This is a genomic window from Streptomyces sp. NP160 (assembly GCF_006335115.1).
In the GTDB taxonomy this organism is placed as follows: Bacteria; Actinomycetota; Actinomycetes; order Actinomycetales; family Quadrisphaeraceae; genus Quadrisphaera.
Genome location: NZ_VDMJ01000015.1, coordinates 220,556 through 242,658, shown reverse-complemented (window position 1 = coordinate 242,658; position 22,103 = coordinate 220,556). Strand labels below are relative to the sequence as shown.

Sequence of the window (22,103 nt, the reverse complement as noted above, 5' to 3'; positions counted from 1 at the left end):
TCGGTCGTCCCGCGCCATGGTCACGGCGCCACCGCCGGCCGGCGCCGACAGGTAGTGGCCGGGCCAGTCCACGGACTCGAAGGAGACCCCGTCGGCCGAGGCGACCCCGGTGCGGACGGTCCAGCTGGTGCCGTTGAAAACCCGGTGGAAGCGAGCAGGACGCAGAGCGACGTCGCTCAGCGTCACACTCCGAGGGGTCAGTCGGCCGAGGCCGTCGCGGGCCAGGCGGACGCGCCCAGCGCGAGCCAGCGGCTGACGTCCTCGCCGTCCATGGGCACCACACCGAAGTCACGGGCGGAGACGAGCGCGTTCACGGCGAAGTCCGTGCTGGTGGCGATGACGGTGATGGCGCCCGGGTAGGACGCCCGGGCACCGACCAGCTCGGCCACCTCCACGGGCACCACCCGCTTGACCGGGTCGTGGTGGCACCGGACCAGCAGGCTCGACCCGCCGCGGCGGGCCACCACGAGCATCCCGGACGGGTCGCGCGGGTCGACGTGCGCGTCGGTCCACCCGTCCCGGCGCAGCGTGCGGCTGACCAGGAGCACGAACTGCTGCGGTGTCAGGTCCGGGAGCGCCTCGGCCTCGGTCCGCACGGCGGCCCGGGCCTCCTCCAGCTGCCGCCTGGCCTCGGCGTCGAGCTCGGCGGGCGTGGGCGGCGGCCGCAGGAGGGCGGCGCAGACCCCCACCAGCGCCAGGAGCATCGGGAGCACCACCCAGTGCCACCAGCCCAGCCAGTGCCACGCGTGCGCCACGGCGTCGCGCCCCAGGAAGGCCGCCACGGCGAGCAGCACCAGCCCGGCGGGCAGGGTCCACCAGGCGCGGTCACCGCGCCCCGAAGACCCCTGCTCGACCGTCGGCACGGGAGGAGCCTGACCGTCCCCGCGCCGCCGCCACGGCGGCCACGCCGTCGTGGCCCCCGATCGGCAGACGACTCCACCGCCCTGCCGGGTGGCCCGGGCGTCCGGGCGTCCGGGCGGGCGACCCTCGTCCACGGCGAGCAGGCTGGAGGCCGTGGTCCCCGCTGCCGACGACACCGACGACACCGGCGCCGCCGGCCCGACCCCGGCGCACGCCGCCCGCGCGGCGCTGCGCGCCACCCGGCCCCGCCGCCCCCGCTCCCCCGCGGACGCCGAGGGGCTGGACGGCCTGCTGGGGCACCTGCGCTCCGGCGGCGGCGCCGCCGCGCGCACCGTCCCGGGGGACGAGCTGCCCGGCGACCTCACCGGCGACGGCCTCACCTGGACGCAGGCCGACGCGCACGACCCGGCCTGGTGGCCCCAGGGCGTCGCGGCGGTCGACGGGGGCCGGGTGCTGCTGGTCGGCTGGTACGAGCGGGCCAGCGGGCCCTGGTGGCGCCGTCGTGTGCCGCGGTCGCGCCTGAGCGTGGTCGACAGGTCCGACCCCGGAGCGCCCCGCTACGCGCACGTCGAGCTGGTGGTCGGCCACCGGCGGCCGCTGGCGTGGTGGCGACCGCTCGGAGCGGTGCCCGTGCACGCCGGGGGCCTGGCCGTGGTCACCTCCCCGTCCGAGGGCCGGCTCCTGCTGGTGGCGGACACCCTGCTGGGGCTGCGGGTCTTCGCCCTCGACGACCTCCACCGCTCCCCCGCCCGGGCCGCGGCACCGTGGGTGCTGCCCCAGCGGCGCGCGGTGCGCACGCCGCTGCTCGGGGCCGGCCTGGGGGCGGCGCGCTTCCGCTTCTCCTTCACCGGCGCGGGCGCCCTGGCGGACGGCACCGCGGTGCTGGTCAGCGGGGAGTACCGGCGCGCCGGCCAGCGAGGCCCCGGCGGGGCGCCGCGCCTGCTGGTGCACCGCCTCGACGAGGCCACCGGACTGCCCCTGGGCGAGCCCCTGGCCGTGCACCCGGGACAGCCGCCGCGGATGCAGGGCGTGGCGCTGGTGCCCGGGCAGCCCGGGCAGCCCGGGCAGCCCGGGCAGCCCGGGCCGACGTGGGTGCTGTCCGCGAGCGCCGGCCACGACCGGTGCGGCGACCTGCACGTGGGCGCTCCCGGCGCCTGGGCCACCCACCGGGGCGCACTGCCCCCGGGCTGCGAGGACCTGGACCCCGCCGATCCCACCGACCCCCGCTCGGTGCTGTGGGGCGCGAGCGAGCACCCGGGACGGCGCTGGGTGTTCCCCGTCCACCTCCCGGGGCTGGGAGCCGCTGCCGGGGCGTCCTAGGGTGCGCCCGTGAGCACTCCGCCGCCGCCGAGCCACCCCCTGGTGCCCCTGAGCGCTGCGGAGCTGACCCGCAGCCGCGAGCTGCTCGCCGCCAGCGGCCACCTGGCCGAGACGATGCGCTTCGCGTCGGTCGCGCTCGCCGAGCCGCCCAAGGCGGAGCTGCTGGCCTGGCGCGAGGGCGACCCGGTGCCGCGCCGCACCCGATCGGTGCTGTGGGACCGCGCCGACAACCGCACGTACACGGCCGTATCCGACCTGGCCCGCGACGGCGCCGAGGCCGTGGTCGAGTGGCGGCACCTGCCCGACGAGGTCCCCAACTTCACCGTGGACGAGTGGCACGAGGCCGAGGAGGCGCTCAAGGCCCACCCCCGCGTGCGCGAGGCGCTCGCGGCCCGCGGGCTCACCGACCTCGACCTCGTGCTCCTCGACACCTGGACCTACGGGCGCGAGGTGATGCCCGAGCAGTGGCGCGACCGGCGCCTGGGGTGGGCCGACGTGTGGCGCCGCGAGACGCCGAGCGGCTCGCCCTACGCGCACCCGGTGAGCGGGCTGAAGTTCGTGCTCGACATGAACACCTTCGAGCTGCTCGCGGTCGACGAGGACGACGACGAGGCGCGTCGTGCGGTCGGTGCGGTGGACGCCTCACCCGCCGTCGTCGGCGAGTACGAGGCGGACCTGCTGCCGGCGGTCCTGCCGGGCTTCACCGTCCGCGAGCCCCTGGCGCCGCTCGACATCACCCAGCCCGACGGGCCCGGCTTCTCCGTGGTCGACGGGCTGCTGACCTGGGACCGCTGGCAGGTGCGCCTGGGCTTCACCCCGCGTGAGGGCCTCGTCCTGCACCAGCTCGACTGGGTGGACGGCGAGCAGCGGCGCACGGTCGGCCACCGGCTCTCCTTCGCCGAGATGGTCGTCCCCTACCGCGACCCCTCGTTCGACCACTACCGCCGCACCGCCTACGACATCGGCGAGTGGGGCCTGGGCTACATGACCACCTCGCTGGAGCTGGGGTGCGACTGCCTGGGCGAGATCCGCTACCTCGACGCGGTGCTCACCGACTCCCGCGGCGAGCCGTACACGGTGACCAACGCGATCTGCCTGCACGAGGAGGACGACGGCGTGCTGTGGAAGCACGTCGACGCCAGCGGCCGCGCCGCGGTGCGCCGCGCGCGGGTGATGGTCATCTCGTTCCACGCGACGGTGGCCAACTACGAGTACCTCGTCTACTGGCGCCTCCACCAGGACGGCGCGGTCAGCTGCGAGGTGCGCGCCACGGGCATCATGGTCACCACCCCCCTTCCGCCCGGTGAGGCGACGCCGGCGACCGGGGTGCTCGTGGACGAGCGCACCTACGCGCCCAACCACCAGCACTTCATCGTGGCGAGGCTCGACCTCGACGTCGACAGGGACCTGTCGACGCCCGGCGCTGCGCCCACCAACACCGTGGTGGAGGTCGACTCGGTGGCCGAGCCCGTCGGCCCCGGCAACCCCTACGGACTCGCCGTGACGACCCGGACGACGCCGGTGCGCTCCGAGGCCGAGTCCGCCCGCAGCACGAACGCCGCCGCGGCCCGCACGTGGAAGGTCACCAACCCCCAGCGCCGCAACGCCCACGGGGCCCCGGTGGCGTACGCGCTCCACACGCCGTCGGCGATCCCGGCCCTCTTCGACCCCGAGGCGCCGCAGTTCCGGCGAGCGCCCGTCATCGGGAACCCGGTGTGGGTGACCCGCCACCACGACGACGAGCTGTGGCCCGCGGGCGACAACCCCACGCAGTCCGCCGAGGACACCGGCATGTCCCGGTGGGTGTCCGACGACGAGCCGCTGGAGTCCACCGACGTGGTGCTGTGGCACGTGTTCGGGATCCACCACGTGCCGCGCCCCGAGGACTGGCCGGTCATGCCCTGCGACCCGGTGGGCTTCTCCCTGACGCCGTCGGGCTTCTTCGACAGGAACCCCACCCTCGACGTCGCACCGCCGAGGGGGCACGGCGCTGGTGCAGACGGGGGGCACTGCCACGCCTGAGCTCAAGCCGGCACGGCGTCGCGCCGATGTCCGACCATGGCCCAGCAGATCGTGGTGAAGAACCGCCAGCAGATGGCGGCGGAGACCGAGGACGCCCTGCGCGACGCTGCGCACTCCGGCGCCCTCGACCCGCAGGGCACCGGGGTGACGCACTTCTGCCGCCGCACCGGCTACCACCTGCACTCGGTCGGGTTCGACTCCGAGGGACACCCCCAGACCTGGGTCTTCACCAAGGGCTGATCCTCCACCCCACCGTGGTCATGGACTTCCGAAGCGCCTTCCGGTCGTGATCACGGACCTGCCGAACAGTGCCTCGAGCACTGTTCGGGAAGTCCATGATCACGGCAGGGAGTGGGTCGTCCCTACCGGCGGCTGAGCACGCCAGCGGCGTAGGCGGCCTGGCCGGCGTGCATGAGGTCGTCCCCAAGGACGCTGGTCAGGCGGACGCCGAGCGTCACCGGCGGGTCCCACGAGGTGTCGACGACGCGGTCGAGGTCGGCCGGTGACAGCCCCGACAGGTAGGCGGTGCTGCGCTCGTGCACCGCGTCGAGGTAGCCGCGCAGCAGGTGCGCCGGTGCCCGGACGGCGAGCACCTGCTGCTCGTCGAAGCCGTAGCCGATCTCCGCGTCGTCCAGCGGCAGGTCGAAGCGGCGGGCCCAGGTGGTGCCGCTGTCACCGCCCGCGGGCGTCGTCCAGACCTGGTCGGTGCCGGCGACGTGGGCCACGTGGTCGTCCTGGACCCGCGCCAGGTGCCAGACCAGCCAGGCGACCGTGTTGGTGCCCGGCTCCAGCGGCGTCACCAGCTCCTCGTCGGTGAGGCCGTCCAGCGCCGCCGCGACGACGTCGCGCACCTGGTCGAGCCCGTCCTGCAGCACCTGCGTCGCGTCCACGGCCCGCCCGTACCCGCTGCGGCGGTCCCCCACGCCCGCTGCGGCGGTGCGGGACTCAGACGGGCTCGATCTGCTCGGCGTCGAGCCAGGTGCAGACGAGGTCGCCGCCGCCGGTGGTCCACACGACGCGGGCCATCCACCCCGCGCCCTCGCGGCGCCACTCCAGCACCAGGCCAGGGTGGTCGGCCCCGGTCGCGTGGACCCAGCAGTGCACGCGGCGCTGCGGGCGGCGCTGGGCGAGCGCCTCCTCAGCGGCCAGGCGGGTGCTCTCGTTGGCGGCGACGAGCCAGGCGGGGAGGCCGGTGCTCGCCCGGTTGCTGCCGCCTGCCACCCCACCAGGATGGCACCACGGACCGCTCGCCAGCGAACGGGTGTTCGATCCGGTGGTGCCTCAGCTGGCGTCGGCGACGCTGCGTGACGCCGCCGGGGCGGGGGCGCCCTGCGGGAGGGAGGCGCGGCGGCGACGCCAGCGGTCGAGACCCTCGGCGGCCGCCACCGACCTGGGCGCGGGCACGGAGCGGGCACCGGGCAGGGTCACCTCGGGGTGCGCGGGCACGTCGTGGACGACGCCCGGCACCAGGCGGGTCCACCCCACGCCGGTCCACACGTGCGACGCCTGCGCCGACCAGCCGTTGCGGCTGATGGTGACCCGCTCGCAATCGGGGACCGCAGGGTCGAGGTACAGGTCGCCGGGGAGGGGACCGGGTGTGGGGCGCGGCGCTGCGATCACCTCGTGAACGGTACGCGCGAGGCACCGACGAACCGGGCAACGACACGCTGCGCCACTCGTCAGGTGCGTAGCGTGACGTCCAGTCGAGATCATCCAACCACACGGCGTCACGGGGAGACGACCCAGGGTGGCCACTGGGCGCGTCACCGCGCTGCGGCGGTGTCAGGCGCCGCCCTCGGAGGCCTCGGCCCGCATCCTCTGGCGCTCCGAGGCGAGGGCGAAGAGCTGGGCGTAGGCCTCGGCCGCGGCCTCGTGCTCCCCCGCCGACTCCAGCCGCTGCGCCCGGCCCTTGAGGTCGGCCTCGCGGCGGGCCAGCTCGCGCAGGCGCACGCCGCCCAGCAGGCCCGCCGCCAGGCGCGCGAGGCCCTCCTCGGAGTCCACCGGGAGCGGCACCACGGCGAGCGCCCCCAGCAGCGGGCGGACCTGGTCGGCCGTGCCGTCCGCGCAGGCATCCATGACGTGGTCGACCCAGGACACCCCGGCGGCACGGCCAGCCGCCACCCCGCCGGCCTTGCGCACGGCCTCGTGGACGGCGCGGGAGGGGGCGAGCACGAAGGCGTCGTCGGGGAGGGCGTCGAAGGCGTCGGGCACGGACGAGGGCGCCTGCACCACGAGCGCCAGCAGCTGCCGCTCGGCGTCGGCGACGGCGTCGCGCTCCCCCGGCCTGCCGGCGCCGCGCTGACCGCCGCGCTGGCCGTGCTGGGTGCCGCCGCCCTGGCCCGGTCGCCCCGAGGCGCCGCGGGCCACGCGCGGCACCTCGCTGCCCACCGCCCGCTGCACCGCCCCCAGGTCCATGCCGAGCATCCGCGCCAGCTGGCGGGTGTGCTCGTCGCGCAGCTGGCGGTCCTTGATGCCGGCCACCACCGGGGCGGCAGCTGCGAGCGCCTTGACGCGTCCCTCGGCGGTCTCGAGGTCCCACCCGGCGAGCACCGAGCGGATGGCGAACTCGAACATCGGCCGCTTGGCCTCGACGAGGGCCACCACCGCCTCGTCACCGTCGGCGATGCGCAGGTCGCACGGGTCCATGCCGCGCGGCTCCACCGCCACGTAGGTGGCGGCGACGAACTCCTGGTCGTGCTCGAACGCCTTGAGCGCCGCCTTCTGGCCGGCGGCGTCGCCGTCGAAGGTGAAGACCACCTGGCCGGCGCCGTCGTCGTCTCCGAGCATGCGCCGGACGATCCCCACGTGGTCCGAGCCGAAGGCCGTGCCGCACGTGGCCACCGCCGTCGGCACCCCCGCGAGGTGGCAGGCCATGACGTCGGTGTACCCCTCGACCACCACCACCTGCTTGCGCCGGCCGATCTCCTTCTTGGCCAGGTCGAGGCCGTAGAGCACGTGCGACTTGCGGTACAGCGGGGTCTCGGGGGTGTTGAGGTACTTGGGGCCGGAGTCGTCCTCGGTGAGGCGCCGGGCGCCGAAGCCGATGGGGGCGCCGGTGACGTCGCGGATGGGCCAGACCAGCCGGCCGCGGAACCTGTCGTACGGGCCGCGCTGGCCCTGGGCCGCCAGGCCGCCGGTCACGAGCTCCTCGGTGGTGAAGCCCTTCCCCCGCAGGTGGTCGGTCAGGGCTCCCCAGCCGGTGGGGGCGTAGCCGACGCCGAACTGCTCGGCGGCGGCCCTGTCGAAGCCGCGCTCGGAGAGGAACTGCCGGCCCACCTGCGCCTCGGGCGAGAAGAGGCGCTCGGCGTAGAACTCCGCCGCCACCCGGTGGGCGTCGAGGAGGCGCTGGCGCTTGCCGACGTCCTGGATGGGACGGGCGCCGCCGCCGTCCTCGTAGCGCAGGGTGATCCCGGCGCGGCCGGCCATCGTCTCGACGGCCTCGACGAAGGTGACACCGGTGGTCTTGACGAGGAAGTCGAAGACGTCGCCGCTCTCCTGGCACCCGAAGCACCGGTACCTGCCGGTCGAGAGGCGGACGGTGAAGGACGGCGTGCGCTCGTCGTGGAAGGGGCACAGGCCCTTGAGGGAGCCGACACCGGCGGACTTGAGCACGACCTGCTCGCCGACCACCTCATCGATCCGCACCCGCTCGCGGACGGCGTCGACGTCCTCGCGCCGGATCTTCCCCGCCACCCCAGGAGTCTAGGTGGCTCCGCCCGCGCCGCCGGTCGGGCGACGCCGCCCTGTGCACAGCGGTCACCCGGGACCCCGGAGACCTACGCTCGGCAGGTGACGGACCTGCTGGAGTGGCTGGGCGACCTGCCGTCGCTCGTCCCCACCCTGCCGATCTGGCTCAGCGTGGCCCTCATCGCCGTCGACGCCGTCATCCGCGTGGTCGCCGTCGCCGTCGTCCCCACCAACCGGCGCCCCTCCTCGGCGATGGCGTGGCTGCTGGCGATCTTCTTCCTGCCCTACCTGGGCATCGCGGCGTTCCTGCTGATCGGCTCCCCCAAGCTGCCGCGGACCCGGCGGCAGAAGCAGCGGACCATCAACAAGATGATCATGACGCGCACCGAGGGCATGGACCTCATGCGCGAGGACGACCCCTGGCCCCCGTGGCTGGCCTCCCTGGTGCGCCTCAACCGCCACGCGGGCGCCATGCCGCTGGTCACCCGCAACGCCGCGACCGTCTCCACCGACTACGACAAGGTGCTGCTGCAGCTGGCCGAGGAGGTCGACGCCGCGCAGCGCTTCGTGCACGTGGAGTTCTACATCCTCAACCTCGACGACGCGACGCGCCCGCTCTTCGACGCCATGGAGCGGGCCGTGCAGCGCGGGGTCACCGTGCGGGTGCTGCTCGACCACGTCGCCTCGCTGCGTACGCCCGGCTACCACCGCACGCTGCGCGCCCTCGACGACCTCGGCGCCCTGTGGCACGAGATGCTCCCGGTGCAGCCGCTGCGGGGGAAGCTCCAGCGGCCCGACCTGCGCAACCACCGCAAGATCCTCGTGGTCGACGGCCTGGTCGCCTTCACCGGCAGCCAGAACGCCGTGGACCGCGGCTACCACAAGAAGCGCTACGGCCGCCGGAACCTCGCCTGGCAGGACGTCATGGTCCGCTTCGAGGGGCCCGTGGTCGCCGAGATCAACGCCCTGTTCATCACCGACTGGTACTCCGAGACCGACGAGCTGCTGGAGGCGGAGGCCGAGGCGGCGGTCCCCGCCCCCCTGGAGGGCGGCACCGCCGACGCGGCCCCCGTGGTGGCGGCCGGGCGGCCGGGCCTGCTCGACTGCCAGGTGGTGCCCTCCGGCCCCGGGTTCGACGGCGAGAACAACCTCAAGCTCTTCAACGCGCTCATGTACTACGCCCAGGAGCGCGTCATCATCACCAGCCCGTACTTCGTCCCTGACGACTCGCTGCTGTACGCGGTGACCACCGCCGCCGAGCGCGGCCTGCAGGTGGACCTGTTCGTCTCCGAGGTGGGCGACCAGTGGCTGGTCTTCCACGCGCAGCGCTCCTACTACGAGGCGCTGCTGCGGGCCGGGGTGCGCATCTTCCTGTACCCGGCGCCGTACATCCTCCACGCCAAGCACGTCACGATCGACGACGACGTCGCCGTGGTCGGCTCGTCCAACATGGACATCCGGTCCTTCAGCCTCAACCTGGAGATCTCCGTCATGGTGCGCGGCCGCTCCTTCGTGGACGACCTGCGCGAGGTGGAGGACGGCTACCGCGCCGTCAGCCGCGAGCTGCTGCTCAGCGACTGGCTGCAGCGGCCGTGGCGCAGCAAGCTCTTCGACAACGTCTGCCGCCTGACCTCCGCCCTGCAGTAGCGGTCTTGCACCGGCGCGGTGTCCACCGGGCACCCGGCACCCGGCACCCGAGAGCGCCCGGGGCGAGGCGTCATCGGCGAGGAGGCCCAGCTCGGCGGCCCGCCGGGTCCGCACGCCTCACCGGCCGGTCGAACGCCGATCCGGGAGCTCCACCGGCGGCGTCCTCGGCAGGACGTGTCGACCTGGTTCGGGAGCCGGGACGCGGCGCTCGCGTCCTTGATCGTCGACGACGCCGCACCGCTCCGCCGGGCGACTCCTCCTCCGCCGGGACCGTCCCCCGCGGTGCCCGGGTCAGGGGTAGGTCATCACCAGGCGGGCGTGCCAGGCCAGGGCGCTCGTGTCGGTCAGCGAGGCGACCTGGTCGACGACGGCGCGCAGGCGGCCGGCGTCGTCGTCGGCCTGCGCGTGCCAGGCGGCGAACGGCGGCTCCATGACGTGCGGGGTCTCGAGCAGCGCGCGGACCAGGTCGGTGACCACCTGGCGCTCCTCGGCGTAGGTGGAGGCCTTGTCGCGGTTGGTGAGGACGTACGCCGCGGCGACGCCCTTGAGGACGGCGATCTCCACCTCGGTGGCGCGGGGCACCACGAGGTCCGCGGCGTAGCGGGTCAGCGGGCCGGGTCCCGCGACCTCGCGGGTGGCGTGCTCGGCGGCCGCGCAGAACCTGCCGATGAGCTGGCTCGTGGTGTCCTTCAGCGCCGCGAGCGCCGCCCACGAGCCGTCGTAGCCGTCCACCCAGTACGGCGTGGCCAGCAGCCTGTCGAGGGCGGCGTCCACCTCGACGTCGGCGGCGTCGGGCAGGTGCCAGGCGCGCACGGCGTCGGCGATGTGGCCGCGCTCGTCGCGGGAGGCCAGCGCGCGCAGGTCGAGGCGGCCGGCGACGACCGCGTCCTCCATGTCGTGCACGCAGTAGGCGACGTCGTCGGACAGGTCCATGACCTGCGCCTCGATGCAGCGGCGGCGGTCGGGCGCGCCCTCGCGCAGCCACGCGAACACGTCGTCGTCGCCGTCGCCACCGGCGGCGGAGCTGCCGGCGTAGACGCCGAACTTGCGGGTCACCCCGCGCGGGTCGTCCCCCGAGTGCCAGGGGTACTTGGTGGTCGCGTCGAGGCTGGCGCGGGTGAGGTTGAGCCCGGCGGGCCCGCCGCCCTCGGCGTCCGGGAAGCGGGTCTTGGGCTCCAGCCGGGTCAGCAGCCTCAGCGTCTGCGCGTTGCCCTCGAAGCCGCCGATGGCCGCGGTGAGCTGCGCCAGCGCCGACTCCCCGTTGTGGCCGAACGGCGGGTGGCCCAGGTCGTGGGACAGGCAGGCGGTGTCGACGACGTCGGGGTCGCAGCCCAGGGCCCCGCCCAGCTCGCGCCCGACCTGCGCCACCTCGAGGGAGTGCGTCAGGCGGGTGCGGGCGAAGTCGTCCGAGCCCGGGCCCACCACCTGCGTCTTCGCGCCCAGGCGGCGCAGCGCCGAGGAGTGCAGCACGCGGGCGCGGTCGCGGGCGAAGGCGCTGCGCTTGTAGCTCTTCGGCGCCTCGGGGGCCCAGCGGGCGCGGGCGTGCTCCCCGTAGCCGCTGGCCTCGCCGTCGACCTCGCAGTGCGCCCCCCGCTGCACCTGCCGCGGGTCCGCACCCCTGCCCCGGGAGCTGCTCACGCCTACCCGCCCGCCGTCGCGGCGGGGTCGAGCTCTCCGGCGCGCACCACGTCGAGGGCGGCCCCGTCCAGCTCGCGGGAGTCCAGCCAGCCCTCGGGGAGCACCACCCGCGGGGCCGGGGAGGTGCGTCCACGGGAGCCCTCGGCGGCCTCGCCGGGGTGCGGCTGGTCGAGGTCGAGGGTGTCGATGAGCGCGTCGAGCGCGGCGAGGGAGTCGACCAGGCCCAGCTGCGCCCGCAGGTGGCCGCCCACCACGTACCCCTTGAGGTACCACGCGACGTGCTTGCGGATCTCGCGGCAGCCGCGCAGCTCGTCGCCGAAGTGCTCCACGAGCAGCTCGGCGTGGCGGCGCAGCGTCTCGGCCACGAAGCGCAGGCCGGGGCGCACCCGCTGGGGCTCTCCGCGCATCGCGGCGGCGAGGTCGGCGAAGAGCCAGGGCCGTCCCAGGCAGCCGCGGCCCACCACCACGCCGTCGCAGCCGCTGCGCTCGACCATGCGCACGGCGTCCTCGGCGGACCAGACGTCGCCGTTGCCCAGCACCGGGACGGTCCTCACCGCCTCCTTGAGCCTGGCGATCGCCTCCCAGTCCGCGGTGCCGGCGTACCCGTCGGCGGCGGTGCGGCCGTGCAGCGCCACCCACGCAGCCCCCTCGGCCTCGGCGGTGCGGCCGGCGTCGAGGTACGTCAGGTGGTCGTGGTCGATGCCCTTGCGCATCTTGACCGTGACCGGCACGTCCGGGCCGGCGGAGGTCTGCGCGGCGCGCACCGCGGCCCTCACCACGTCGCGGAACAGGTCGCTCTTCCACGGCAGCGCCGAGCCGCCGCCGCGCCGCGTCACCTTGGGCACCGGGCAGCCGAAGTTGAGGTCGACGTGGTCGGCGAGGTCCTCGGCGACGAGCATCCGCACCGCAGCCCCCACGGTCGTGGGGTCGACGCCGTACAGCTGCACGCTGCGGGGCGAGGCGCCCGGCTCGTGCTGCACCAGCCGCAGGCTCTCGGGGGTGCGCTCCACCAGCGCCCGGCTGGTCACCATCTCCGAGACGTAGACGCCCGCGCCGTGCTCGCGGCACAGGCTGCGGAAGGGGGCGTTGGTCACCCCGGCCATCGGCGCGAGGACCACGGGGACGTCGACGACGTGCTGCCCGAAGCGCAGCGGCGGCAGCAGGGACGCGGCCGGCTCACCGGCCAGCCGGGGTGCGTCGAGTGCGGTGCTCACGCCCCCATCCTCCCGCACCGGGACGCGGGACGGGGCCCACCCGCGGCTCAGCCGACGCGGGCGGTGCGCCGCTCGTGGAGCGCGGACGCGACGTCGGGGTGCAGGGGCATCACGTGCTGCATCCCGGTGACGCGGAAGAGGGTGGCCACCCCCGGCCCGGTGGAGACCAGCTCGAAGGTGCGGCGGTGCGCGCGGGACAGCTTGTACCCCTGGACCAGCACGCCGAGGGCGTAGGAGTCCATGAACGTCGCGGCGCGCAGGTCGACCACCACGTGCTGCGCTCCCGCGGTGCCGGTGGGCCGCAGCAGGCGCCGCAGGACCTCGCGCAGCTCAGGAGCGGTGCGGATGTCGAGGTCGCCCTCGACCCGCACCACGACGACGTCGTCGGCGCCGGGCAGGTCGCCCGTCTCGCTCGCGGTGCTCGTCGTGATGCTCATCGCAACCCCCCGGCGGCCGACCGCCCTCGTGGTGGTGGGTCAGGCCGTCGACCGCTGCGATCATCCCAGCGCCGGCGCCGCTCAGCACCCCGGGGCCGCACGCCTCGCCCGGTCGCAGCAGCACGGCGAGACTGCTGCGGTGACCACCGAGCCGGACCCCCGCCGCGTCGTCGTCATCGGGGCTGGACCGGGCCTGGGCGCGGCAGTGGCCCGGCGCTTCGCACGGGAGGGCTTCTCGGTGGTGCTGGTCGCCCGGCGCGCCGAGGCCCTGGAGGAGCTGGCCGCCCAGCTGCGCAGCGCCGGTGCCGAGGTCGAGGTGGCCGTCGCCGACGCGGCCGACGCGGACGGCTTCCGCGCGGCGCTGGAGGCCGTCGCCCGACGGACGCCGGCGGGAGTCGTGGTCTACAACGTCGGCCTGGTGGCGGCCGACCAGCTGCTCGCCAGCAGCCCGCGGTACCTGCTCGACGCCCTCGCCGTGGACGTGGTCGGCGCGGTGAGCGCCGCCCAGGTCTTCACCCCCGCCATGCGGGGGGCGGGCGCGGGCACGCTGCTGGTCACCGGCGGCGGCCCGGGGCTGGTGCCCGACCCGGAGCACGCCTCGCTGACGCTGGGCAAGTCGGCGCTGCGCTCCGCCGTCACCGTGCTGCACGACCAGCTGGCGCCCGAGGGCGTGCACGTGGCCAGCGTCACGGTGGTCGGCGTCATCGCGCCCGGGACCGACCTCGACCCCGACCTGCTCGCCGAGCGCTACTGGGCGCTGCACACCGAGCCCGCCGGTGCGTGGAGCACCGACGTCGTGGTCCGCGGCTCCTGAGGCCGGCCGCCCCGCGACCAGCGCGCGCGCTCAGGTCCGGGAGAGCAGCTCCACGGCCTCCGGGTGGGGCAGCAGCCGGAGGACCAGCTGACCGGCGCCCCACCGAGACCGGTCGCCACCGCGTAGACGGCACCGAGGTCAGCGGCCCCCGCCCAGCCGGTCTCGTCCTCGTGCACCCACATCGCGTACCGCTGCCCGTCGACGAGGACGTCGCGGCGCTGCCACTCGGCCCCGGCCGCCGGCAGCGGGTGGAAGGCCACGCGCAGCTCCTGGGAGCGCTGCCAGCAGGCGCGGACCCGTCGCTGCGCCTCCGGGGCTTCGAGTCCCGGCGGGATGCGGCTGCTCAGCAGGCGGTGCACGGCGTCTGCGGCGAGCGTGGCGATGTCCGGGTCCACGAGCAGCCCCGCTCCCGGCGGGCCGGCGGGGCGGACCCCGCGCCGCGGCCTGGTCTGCAGCCGCCACTGCGGCTCGCCGTCCTCCGCCTGGTCCGTGCGGAGCTGCGGGGCCACCTCGACGTCCCCCCACAGCACCGCGCCGTCCTGCCCGCCCGACCGCCCCCACCCCACCACCGCGACGGCCGCGAGCGGCAGGTCAGCGGGCACCGCGACGGGGAAGTCCAGCGCGTCCAGAGGCGGCCGGGGAGTGGGCGGAAGCTGCGGAGGGTCGTCGTCCACGACGGCGATCATCGCCCCCTCAGCCCGCGGGCGGCGGGTCGGGCACGGCGGCGAAGACCTCGCCGTGCCGTGGTAGCCACCCGACCCGGTCCAGGGGCCAGACCCGCAGCACCGCACGGCCCACCACCGCGTCCTGCGCGACGAGGCCGCTAGCCACGTCCTGGTGGTAGCGGGAGTCACGGGAGTCACCGCGGTTGTCGCCCATGACCCACAGCTCCCCCGCGGGCACCGACACGTCGAAGGGCACCTGGGTGGTCACCGCGCCCGGGGGCAGGTAGGGCCGCTCGTCCAGCGACGCACCGTCCACCGAGACCCGCCCCTGCGCGTCGCAGCAGACCACGCGGTCCCCCGGCAGCCCGATGACCCGCTTCACCAGGTGTCCCTGCGCCGGGTCGGGCAGCACCCGCAGCCAGGTCAGGACGACGACGGCGGCGCGCCCCGCAGGCCCCCGCTGCGCCGCCCCCACCTCCCCCGCGGCCGGTCCGGCCCCGTCCCCGTCGTCACCGAGCCACCCGCGCCGGTCGGCGAAGACCACCACGTCGCCGCGCTGCAGCGGCAGCGGTCCGGGCACGAGCGGGGTGGCGAGGACGCGGTCGCCCTCGAGCAGAGCCGGCTCCATCGACGCGCTGGGGATGGAGAAGGGGCGCGCCAGGAAGGTGGTGACCAGCAGCGACAGCACGAGCGCCGAGACGACGACCACCCCGGCCTCGCCCAGCGCCGCCAGGGTCCGCCGCCGCCGCCGGTGCGGACGCCGCGGGCGCAGCAGCGGCGCCTCGGTGGCCGTCCGGCCGCCGTCCTCGTCCTGGTCCACACGACCAGTCTCACCCGCGGCCCCCTCCCCGGCGCTGGAAGCGCGCCGGGGCTCAGGCGGTGACGGCCGCCTCGTCGGGGTCGGGCTCCTGCCGGGCGGGAGCCGGCGGGCGGTCCTTCGGCATGAGGACGACGGCGAGCAGCAGCACCGCGGCGAGCGCCACCACCCCGAGGAAGACCAGGTGGACGGCGTCGGACAGCTCCCCCGGGGCCACCGACCCACCGGCCGACCCGCTCTCGACCGAGCGACCGCCGAGGCTGGCGTTGACCACGGCACCGAAGACGGCGATGCCGACAGCGCTGCCGGCGGACCGCGCGAACATGTTCAGTCCCGTCACCACGCCGCGCTCGCCCCACCCCACGGCGGACTGCGCCGCGATGAGCGTGGGCGCGGCCGTCAGGCCCATCCCCAGTCCGATGACGAACGAGGCGCCCGCCACCGCCGCCACGGGCGAGGAGGTGCCCAGCGGCAGCAGGAGCAGGCACCCGCCCAGCACCACCACGGCTCCGACGACGGCGGTGGTGCGCATCCCGACCCGCAGGTAGACCCGCCCGGACTGGGACGCCGAGACAGGCCACCCCAGGGTCAGCGCGGCCAGCGCGAACCCGGCCACCAGCGGGCCGGTGCCCAGCGACACCTGCACGAAGGTCGGCACGTAGGAGGTCAGGGCGAGCAGCACCGCGCCGATGCACGCCGACGCGGCGCTGGTGGTGACGAGCAGGCGGCGGCGCAGCAGGTGCAGCGGCACCACCGGGTCCGCCGCGCGCCGCTCGACGAGCACGAAGAGCCCCAGCAGGACGCCCCCCGCAGCGAGCACCCCCACCCCCGGGACCGACGCCCACGCCCACGCCTGGCCGCCCTCGAGCACGCCCAGCACGAGCAGGGTGAGCGCCGCGGTCAGGACGGAGGCGCCGAGCACGTCGACCCGGGCGCGGCGGCGCTCGCGGCGCTCGTGGAAGCGCCAGCCGATGGCGGCGGCCGCCACCAGGCACAGGGGGACGTTGACGAAGAAGATCCAGCGCCAGCTGGTGTACTCCGAGAAGACGCCGCCGAGGGTCGGGCCCACCACGGACGAGACGCCCCAGACGCCGGCGATGTAGCCCTGGACCTTCGCGCGCTCCGCCACCGAGTAGACGTCGCCGACGATCGTCATGGACATCGGCTGCACGGCCCCGGCCCCGAGTCCCTGCACCGCCCGGAAGACGATCAGCGACTCCATGCTCCACGCCGCCCCGCACAGCACCGACCCGAGCAGGAACACGCCGATGCCCACGAGCATCACCGGCTTGCGCCCGAAGACGTCGGCGAGCTTGCCGAACACCGGCACGCTCACGGCCTGGGCCAGCAGGTAGGCGCTGAACAGCCACGGGAACTGCGAGAAGCCGCCCAGCTCGGCCACCACCGACGGCACGGCGGTGGCGATGACGGTGGCGTCGATGGCCACCAGCGCCGTCGACAGCATCACACCCAGCAGCACCGGCCCGCGCTCGGACCGCAGCCCGACGCCCCCGCTCGTCACGCTCACGGCCTCCAGGCTAGGTGCCGGCAGCAATCACCACCCGGGGAGCCGCCGGCGGCGTCGGTCGGAGGGTCAGCGGCCGCGCCGCGCGGGGCGGTACTCCACCTCGGGGCGGCCGGTGCCGCCGTAGCGCTGGTGGCGCTCCAGCTCACCGACCTCGGTGAGGTGCTCCAGGTAGCGGCGGGCGGTGACCCGTGAGGTGCCGCAGGAGGCGGCCACCTCCGAGGCGGACGACGGCGCGGCGGCCACCGCGCGCCGCACCGCGTCGACCGTCTCCGCGACCAGGCCCGAGGGCAGCGCGGTGGACGCCTCCCCGGGGGTGCGCAGCGCCGCGAAGGCCCTGTCGACGTCGTCCTGGCCCAGGGGTCCCCCGCCGTCGGCCGCGAGCTGCGCGCGGTAGTCGAGGTAGCGGGTCAGCTTGTCCTCGAAGGAGCGCCGCGCGAAGGGCTTGAGCAGGTACTGGACCACGCCCAGCGACACCGCCGACCGGACCGCGGCCAGGTCCCGCGTGGACGTGACGGCGATGACGTCACCGGTCCACCGGGCGGCGCGCAGCGAGCGGACGAGGTCGAGGCCGTGGCCGTCGGGCAGGTCGAGGTCGAGCAGGACCAGGTCGACGGGACGCCCGGCCGCGGCTGCCGCCTTGAGCTGGGCGACCGCCTCGCGGACCGTGCCGGCGGCACCCGCCAGCTCGAACCGGGCCAGCTCGCGCACGTACTGCGCGTGGGCCGAGGCCACCAGCGGCTCGTCCTCCACCACCAGCACCCGCACGTCGCGGGGGCTGCGGCCCGCGCCCCCTGCCGGAGCGGTCACCGCAGGCCAGCCAGCGGGAGGCGGACCTCGAAGCGGGTGCCGGGGGCCGCGTCGTCGTGGCCGGCAGCGGGCTCCGCGTCCCTGCGCGAGAGCACCTCCACGGTGCCTCCCCGGCGCCGGACCACCTGGTCGACCAGCGACAGGCCGAGGCCGCGGCCCGCGACCGAGGTCGAGACCTTGGTGGACCAGCCGCGGGTGAAGGCCGTGGTCACCAGCTCGGCGGGCAGGCCCGGACCGGTGTCGTCCACGCGGACCAGCAGGTCGGTGCCGTCCGGCCGCAGCAGCACCACCACCTCCCGAGGGCTGGAGACGAGGTCGGGGCCGGCGCTGGCGTCGACGGCGTTGTCGAGCAGGTTGCCCAGCACCGTGACGAGGTCGCGCGAGGTGCCCGGCGACCGGGTGAGCTCGGCCGGCAGCTGGGTTCGCTCGTCCACCCGCACCGTCACGGCGCGCTCCGCGGCCTGCGCGGTCTTGCCCAGCAGCAGCGCGGCGACCACCGGCTCCTCCACGCTCTCCAGCACCCGGTCGGTGAGGCGCTGGGACAGCTCCAGCTGCTCCACCGCGTACTCCACCGCCCGCTCGGGGTGACCGGTCTCCACGAGCACCACCACGGTGTGCAGCCGGTTGGCGGCCTCGTGCGCCTGGGAGCGCAGCGCCTCCGACAGGGCGCGCGTGGAGTCGAGCTCTCCGGTGAGCGCCTCCAGCTCGGTCCTGTCGCGCAGCGTGACCACCGCGCCGTGGCGGCGGCCGGTCCACTCCACCTGCGACTGGCTCACCACGAGCACCCGGTCGTCGGTGAGGTGGGTCTCGTCGGTGGCCGCGCGGCCCTCCTCGAGGACGTCGCGCACCGACGTGGCGATCGGCAGCTGGGCCACGGGCAGCCCCACCGGGTCGGCGTCCAGGCCCAGCAGGCGGCGCGCCTCGTCGTTGGCCACGCCCACGCGCCCGTCGGGGTCCACCACGAGCAGCCCCTCGCGCACCGAGTGCAGCACCGCCTCGTGGGAGGAGCGGAGCCTCTCGATGTCGTCGCTGCCCATGCCGTGCGTCTGGCGCCGCAGCCGCCGGGACACCAGGGCGCTGCCCGCCAGCGACACGCCCAGCAGCGCCGCCAGCAGCGCCATCGGCAGCGGGAGGCTGCGCACGAACTCCTCGTTGAGCTGCGCCGTGGTCACGCCCACGGCCACGAGCCCGACCACCCGGCCGCGGTCGCCGTCGTCGTCCCCCTGGCCCGGGGCGAAGACCGGGACCACCGCGCGCACGGACGGGCCGAGGGTGCCCGTGTACGTCTCGGTGAACGGCCGCCCCGCCAGCGCGACCTGGCGCGAGCCCAGGAAGGTGCGGCCGATCTGGGCCGGGTCGGGGTGGGTCCAGCGGGTGCCGTCCGGCGCCATGATCGTGATGAAGGACAGGCGGGTCTCGGCCCGGACCGCCTCGGCGAACGGCTGCAGCACCGCCGAGCGGCTCTGCACGGTGCCGGCGTTGGTGGCGACCTCCTCCACCGTGGGGCTCAGCGCCAAGGACTCCGCGACCCCGAGGACGCGCTGGGCGGCGGCGTCCTCGTCGCGCCGGACGTCGAGGACGGCGTCGACGACGGCGACGCCGAGCATCACCACGACCAGCAGCACCACCTGCAGGACGAGCAGCTGCCGGGCGAGGGACGTCGAACGGCCCCACGGCCCCGTCACGCGCACGTCGCACAGCATGCAGGTCCGACGCGTCCATGAACACAACGACCACAAGCGCGACACCCGGGCGGCGTCAGCGCAACCTCTTCCACCAGGCGGGCTGTGACCCGCGGCACACACACCAGGGGCGAGGTGGCCCCGATCACGACGACGTGGAGGTGCGGAGACCATGAGCTCTTCTGCAGCAGCGGTCGCTGGCGGCGAGACGCCGCGCAAGCACAAGGACAAGTCGCACTGGCTCTACATCGGCGTGATCGTCGCCGTGACGGCCGGCATCGTCCTGGGTCTGGTGGCCCCGGACACCGCCAAGGAGATGAAGCCGATCGGCGCGGCCTTCATCTCCCTGGTGAAGATGATGATCGGCCCGGTGATCTTCTGCACCATCGTCCTGGGCATCGGCTCCATCCGGAAGGCCGCCACCGTCGGCAAGGTCGGTGGCATCGCCCTCGGCTACTTCCTGGCGATGTCGACCTTCGCGCTCGTCATCGGCCTGGTGGTGGGCAACATCATCCACCCGGGTGACGGGCTGACCATCTCCGAGTCGAACGCCGCTGCCGCGCAGGCCGCCGCCGACAAGGCCGCTGAGGCCAGCGCCGAGGGCGGTGGGGTCATCGGCTTCATCACCAGCCTCATCCCGACCACCCTCTTCTCCGCCCTGGTGCAGGAGCAGGTGCTGCAGGTGCTGGTCATCGCGCTGGTCGTCGGCTTCGCGCTGCAGACCATGGGCGAGTCCGGCAAGCCGCTGCTCGACTTCGTCGGCAACCTGCAGAAGCTCGTCTTCAAGGTCCTGGCCTGGGTGATGTGGCTGGCGCCGATCGGCGCGTTCGGCGCGATCGCCGGCGTGGTCGGCGAGACCGGCGTCGAGGCCCTCAAGGCGCTCGCCATCCTCATGGGCGCCTTCTACCTGACCTGCGCGGTCTTCGTCTTCGTCATCCTGGGCACGATCCTGCGGGTCGTCACCGGCCTGAACATCTTCAGCCTCTTCAAGTACCTGGGCCGGGAGTTCCTGCTCATCGTCTCGACGTCCTCCTCCGAGACCGCCCTCCCCCGCCTCATCGCCAAGATGGAGCACCTCGGTGTCAACCGCCCGGTCGTCGGGATCGTCGTCCCGACCGGCTACTCCTTCAACCTCGACGGCACCGCGATCTACCTGACCATGGCCTCGATCTTCATCGCCGACGCCATGGGCACCCCGCTGTCGATCCCCGCCCAGATCGGGCTGCTGGCGTTCATGATCCTCGCCTCCAAGGGTGCTGCCGGCGTCACCGGCGCTGGCCTGGCCACCCTGGCCGGCGGTCTGCAGGCTCACGCCCCGGCCCTGGTCCCCGGCGTCGGCTTCATCGTGGGCATCGACCGGTTCATGTCCGAGGCCCGGGCCGTCACCAACTTCGCCGGCAACGCGGTGGCCACCGTCCTGGTGGGCACCTGGACCCAGCAGATCGACAAGGACCGCGTCCGCTCCGTCCTGAAGGGCGACCTGCCCTTCGACGAGAGCTCCCTCGCGGCTGACGGCGGCCACGGCACCCCCACCGCTGGCCCGGACGCCCCGTCCGAGGCGGACGCGACCGCCCGTGGCGGCGACCGCACGCTGGTGGGCAGCGCCCAGCGCTGACGCCGCCCCCCGACGCCCGAGCGCCGGTCTCCCCCGAGGAGGCCGGCGCTCGGTGCGTCCACCCCGCGGTCCTGACTGGCACGGGGTGGCCCTGTGCCGGTCCTACTGGCACAGGGCCACCCCGTGCCAGTCAGGCAGTGGCGCGGATCCCCCCAGCGCCCGCTGGCCGGCTGCGTCCGTGCGCCGCAGACCCGCAAGCTCCGCCGCAGGCCGCGTGCCCACAGGGGCCGCCGCCACCGTCGTCGTCCACAGGGACCAGGACGACGACGGCCGAGAGCACCCCACGCGGCCACGCTGGCGCCCGTGCCCCGCCGCGTCCCCGTCGACCAGATCGCCCTGTCAGAGCTCCTGCGCCCCGGGGCATCGGTGGCCACGCACTCCGAGCTGCGCCAGGTCGGCGTGCCGAGCTCGACGATCACGCTGCGGATCAGGCGCGAGGGGCCGTGGCAGCGCGCCCTGCCCGGAGTCGTCGTCGGTCACCGAGGGGTGCTGACCCTGCACGAACGGCGGCTCGCCGCGCTCAAGTACGCGGGCGGAGGCAGCGCGCTGACCGGGCTCGACGCCCTGGACCTGCTCGGCGTCCGGGCACGGGGGCTGCGCCGCTCCGACCGCGTCCACGTCCTCGTCCCGCATGCGAGCCAGAAGACCTCGCACGGGTTCGCGCTGGTGACCAGGACCCGGCGCGACGTCGGGGACCGGGTGCGCGACGGCCTGCGGGTGGTGCCACCGGCACGCGCTGTCATCGACGCCTGTCGGCGCCTCGACGACCTGGACGAGGTGCGCGAGCTCGTGGCAGCGGTGGTGCAGCAGCGGTTCTGCACCGCCGCCGAGGTCTGGACGGAGGTGCGCCTGGCCCAGAGGCAGCGCACGGCCCTGTCCAGGGAGGTGCTCGCCGAGGTCGCCGCGGGGATCAGGTCCGTGGCCGAGGCACGGCTGCGCGCAGGGTTCGACAGGTACGGCGTGCCGCAGCCGCGGTGGAACGCCGAGGTGCGAGACGAGGGCGGTCAGCTGCTGGTGGTCTACGACGCCTACTGGGAAGACCTCCACGCGGAACTGGAGATCAACTCCGTCGAGTGGCACCTCGCGCCCGGTGACTTCCGGGAGACGACGCGGCGCCAGCGCAGCGTGGTGCTGTCGGGGCTGCGCACCATCTCGGTGCTGCCGAGCGAGGTCGAGGACGACCTCGAGGCGGTCTGCCGCGAGGTGCTGCAGTTCCTGCGGATGTGCGCGGCCGAGCAGGGCCGCGCAGCGTCCTGAGCACAGGACGCTCGTCCAGCCCTGGCTGGGTGGATCGGCACCACTCCCTGACTGGCACGGGGTGGCCCCGTGCCAGTAGGACTGGCACGGGG

At 75.1% G+C, this 22,103-nt stretch carries 20 protein-coding genes and 1 pseudogene; 7 read left to right on the top strand and 14 right to left on the bottom strand.

Annotated elements, in window-relative coordinates; genetic code table 11:
* Nucleotides 1-57 precede the first annotated feature (57 nt).
* Together FHN55_RS24255 and FHN55_RS10075 are read right to left on the bottom strand one after the other, a co-directional pair.
* Nucleotides 58-186 (bottom strand): annotated as a pseudogene (locus FHN55_RS24255) (hypothetical protein); the annotation flags it as partial.
* Nucleotides 187-197: 11 nt separating this feature from the next.
* Nucleotides 198-863, bottom strand: coding sequence for a restriction endonuclease (locus FHN55_RS10075; RefSeq protein WP_139712148.1), 666 nt, complete (start codon nucleotides 861-863; stop codon nucleotides 198-200).
* Nucleotides 864-1,014: 151 nt separating this feature from the next.
* Here FHN55_RS10075 and FHN55_RS10070 point away from each other — a divergent pair, with 151 nt between their 5' ends.
* The 3 genes from FHN55_RS10070 to FHN55_RS10060 are packed head-to-tail and all read left to right on the top strand — an operon-like array spanning nucleotide 1,015 to nucleotide 4,443.
* On the top strand, nucleotides 1,015-2,181 hold the full coding sequence (locus FHN55_RS10070; RefSeq protein WP_139712147.1) for a hypothetical protein: 1,167 nt from the start codon (nucleotides 1,015-1,017) through the stop codon (nucleotides 2,179-2,181).
* 9 nt (nucleotides 2,182-2,190) lie between these two features.
* Nucleotides 2,191-4,203 (top strand): primary-amine oxidase, encoded by a 2,013-nt coding sequence (locus FHN55_RS10065; RefSeq protein ID WP_139712146.1) that lies wholly within the window; start codon nucleotides 2,191-2,193, stop codon nucleotides 4,201-4,203.
* Nucleotides 4,204-4,239: 36 nt separating this feature from the next.
* Nucleotides 4,240-4,443: a hypothetical protein gene (locus FHN55_RS10060; RefSeq protein ID WP_139712145.1), complete on the top strand. Its 204-nt coding sequence runs from the start codon at nucleotides 4,240-4,242 to the stop codon at nucleotides 4,441-4,443.
* Between the two features lie 122 nt (nucleotides 4,444-4,565).
* Here the strand turns inward: FHN55_RS10060 and FHN55_RS10055 are convergent, their stop codons facing one another.
* The 4 genes from FHN55_RS10055 to dnaG form a co-directional block, all read right to left on the bottom strand.
* Nucleotides 4,566-5,093, bottom strand: coding sequence for a mycothiol transferase (locus tag FHN55_RS10055; RefSeq protein ID WP_139712144.1), 528 nt, complete (start codon nucleotides 5,091-5,093; stop codon nucleotides 4,566-4,568).
* A gap of 55 nt (nucleotides 5,094-5,148) precedes the next feature.
* The gene (locus FHN55_RS10050; RefSeq protein WP_139712143.1) at nucleotides 5,149-5,424 is read right to left on the bottom strand and encodes a hypothetical protein; all 276 of its coding nucleotides are present in this window, start codon (nucleotides 5,422-5,424) and stop codon (nucleotides 5,149-5,151) included.
* A 60-nt stretch (nucleotides 5,425-5,484) separates the two neighbouring features.
* Entirely contained in the window at nucleotides 5,485-5,823 is a 339-nt protein-coding gene (locus FHN55_RS10045) for a hypothetical protein (RefSeq protein ID WP_139712142.1), read from the bottom strand.
* A 162-nt stretch (nucleotides 5,824-5,985) separates the two neighbouring features.
* A complete protein-coding gene (gene dnaG / locus FHN55_RS10040; RefSeq protein ID WP_139712141.1) occupies nucleotides 5,986-7,896 on the bottom strand; it encodes a DNA primase in 1,911 nt (636 codons plus the stop codon).
* Nucleotides 7,897-7,992: 96 nt separating this feature from the next.
* Here dnaG and cls point away from each other — a divergent pair, with 96 nt between their 5' ends.
* A complete protein-coding gene (cls, locus tag FHN55_RS10035) occupies nucleotides 7,993-9,537 on the top strand; it encodes a cardiolipin synthase (protein WP_218974522.1) in 1,545 nt (514 codons plus the stop codon).
* Between the two features lie 291 nt (nucleotides 9,538-9,828).
* On the opposite strand, the gene FHN55_RS10030 is transcribed toward cls, so the two are convergent.
* The 3 genes from FHN55_RS10030 to FHN55_RS10020 are packed head-to-tail and all read right to left on the bottom strand — an operon-like array spanning nucleotide 9,829 to nucleotide 12,826.
* A complete protein-coding gene (locus FHN55_RS10030) occupies nucleotides 9,829-11,175 on the bottom strand; it encodes a deoxyguanosinetriphosphate triphosphohydrolase (RefSeq protein ID WP_257570843.1) in 1,347 nt (448 codons plus the stop codon).
* A gap of 2 nt (nucleotides 11,176-11,177) precedes the next feature.
* Nucleotides 11,178-12,389 carry a tRNA dihydrouridine synthase DusB gene (gene dusB, locus FHN55_RS10025; protein WP_373995718.1) on the bottom strand — a complete coding sequence of 404 codons (1,212 nt, stop codon included), beginning with the start codon at nucleotides 12,387-12,389 and terminating at the stop codon, nucleotides 11,178-11,180.
* A gap of 47 nt (nucleotides 12,390-12,436) precedes the next feature.
* On the bottom strand, nucleotides 12,437-12,826 hold the full coding sequence (locus tag FHN55_RS10020) for an STAS domain-containing protein (RefSeq protein WP_139712140.1): 390 nt from the start codon (nucleotides 12,824-12,826) through the stop codon (nucleotides 12,437-12,439).
* Between the two features lie 139 nt (nucleotides 12,827-12,965).
* On the opposite strand from FHN55_RS10020, the gene FHN55_RS10015 reads away from it, so the two are divergent.
* Complete coding sequence (locus tag FHN55_RS10015; RefSeq protein WP_257570842.1) at nucleotides 12,966-13,640, top strand: SDR family NAD(P)-dependent oxidoreductase; 675 nt, start codon at nucleotides 12,966-12,968, stop codon at nucleotides 13,638-13,640.
* Here FHN55_RS10015 and FHN55_RS10010 read toward each other — a convergent pair.
* The 5 genes from FHN55_RS10010 to FHN55_RS09990 form a co-directional block, all read right to left on the bottom strand.
* Nucleotides 13,574-14,314, bottom strand: a complete 741-nt coding sequence (locus tag FHN55_RS10010) for a hypothetical protein (RefSeq protein WP_139712139.1) — start codon at nucleotides 14,312-14,314, stop codon at nucleotides 13,574-13,576. The genes FHN55_RS10015 and FHN55_RS10010 overlap by 67 nt on opposite strands.
* A 19-nt stretch (nucleotides 14,315-14,333) precedes the next feature.
* Nucleotides 14,334-15,125, bottom strand: coding sequence for a signal peptidase I (gene lepB, locus FHN55_RS10005; protein WP_139712138.1), 792 nt, complete (start codon nucleotides 15,123-15,125; stop codon nucleotides 14,334-14,336).
* 52 nt (nucleotides 15,126-15,177) lie between these two features.
* Nucleotides 15,178-16,650: an MDR family MFS transporter gene (locus FHN55_RS10000; protein WP_218974521.1), complete on the bottom strand. Its 1,473-nt coding sequence runs from the start codon at nucleotides 16,648-16,650 to the stop codon at nucleotides 15,178-15,180.
* 66 nt (nucleotides 16,651-16,716) lie between these two features.
* Nucleotides 16,717-17,457, bottom strand: coding sequence for a response regulator (locus tag FHN55_RS09995; protein ID WP_139712137.1), 741 nt, complete (start codon nucleotides 17,455-17,457; stop codon nucleotides 16,717-16,719).
* Nucleotides 17,454-19,148, bottom strand: coding sequence for a sensor histidine kinase (locus FHN55_RS09990; RefSeq protein ID WP_180357741.1), 1,695 nt, complete (start codon nucleotides 19,146-19,148; stop codon nucleotides 17,454-17,456). Before FHN55_RS09990 ends, FHN55_RS09995 begins: the two co-directional genes overlap by 4 nt.
* Before the next feature lie 163 nt (nucleotides 19,149-19,311).
* On the opposite strand from FHN55_RS09990, the gene FHN55_RS09985 reads away from it, so the two are divergent.
* Both FHN55_RS09985 and FHN55_RS09980 read left to right on the top strand, forming a co-directional pair.
* Entirely contained in the window at nucleotides 19,312-20,754 is a 1,443-nt protein-coding gene (locus FHN55_RS09985; RefSeq protein ID WP_139712135.1) for a cation:dicarboxylate symporter family transporter, read from the top strand.
* A 303-nt stretch (nucleotides 20,755-21,057) separates the two neighbouring features.
* Nucleotides 21,058-22,011, top strand: a complete 954-nt coding sequence (locus tag FHN55_RS09980; RefSeq protein ID WP_139712134.1) for a hypothetical protein — start codon at nucleotides 21,058-21,060, stop codon at nucleotides 22,009-22,011.
* Nucleotides 22,012-22,103: the final 92 nt, after the last annotated feature.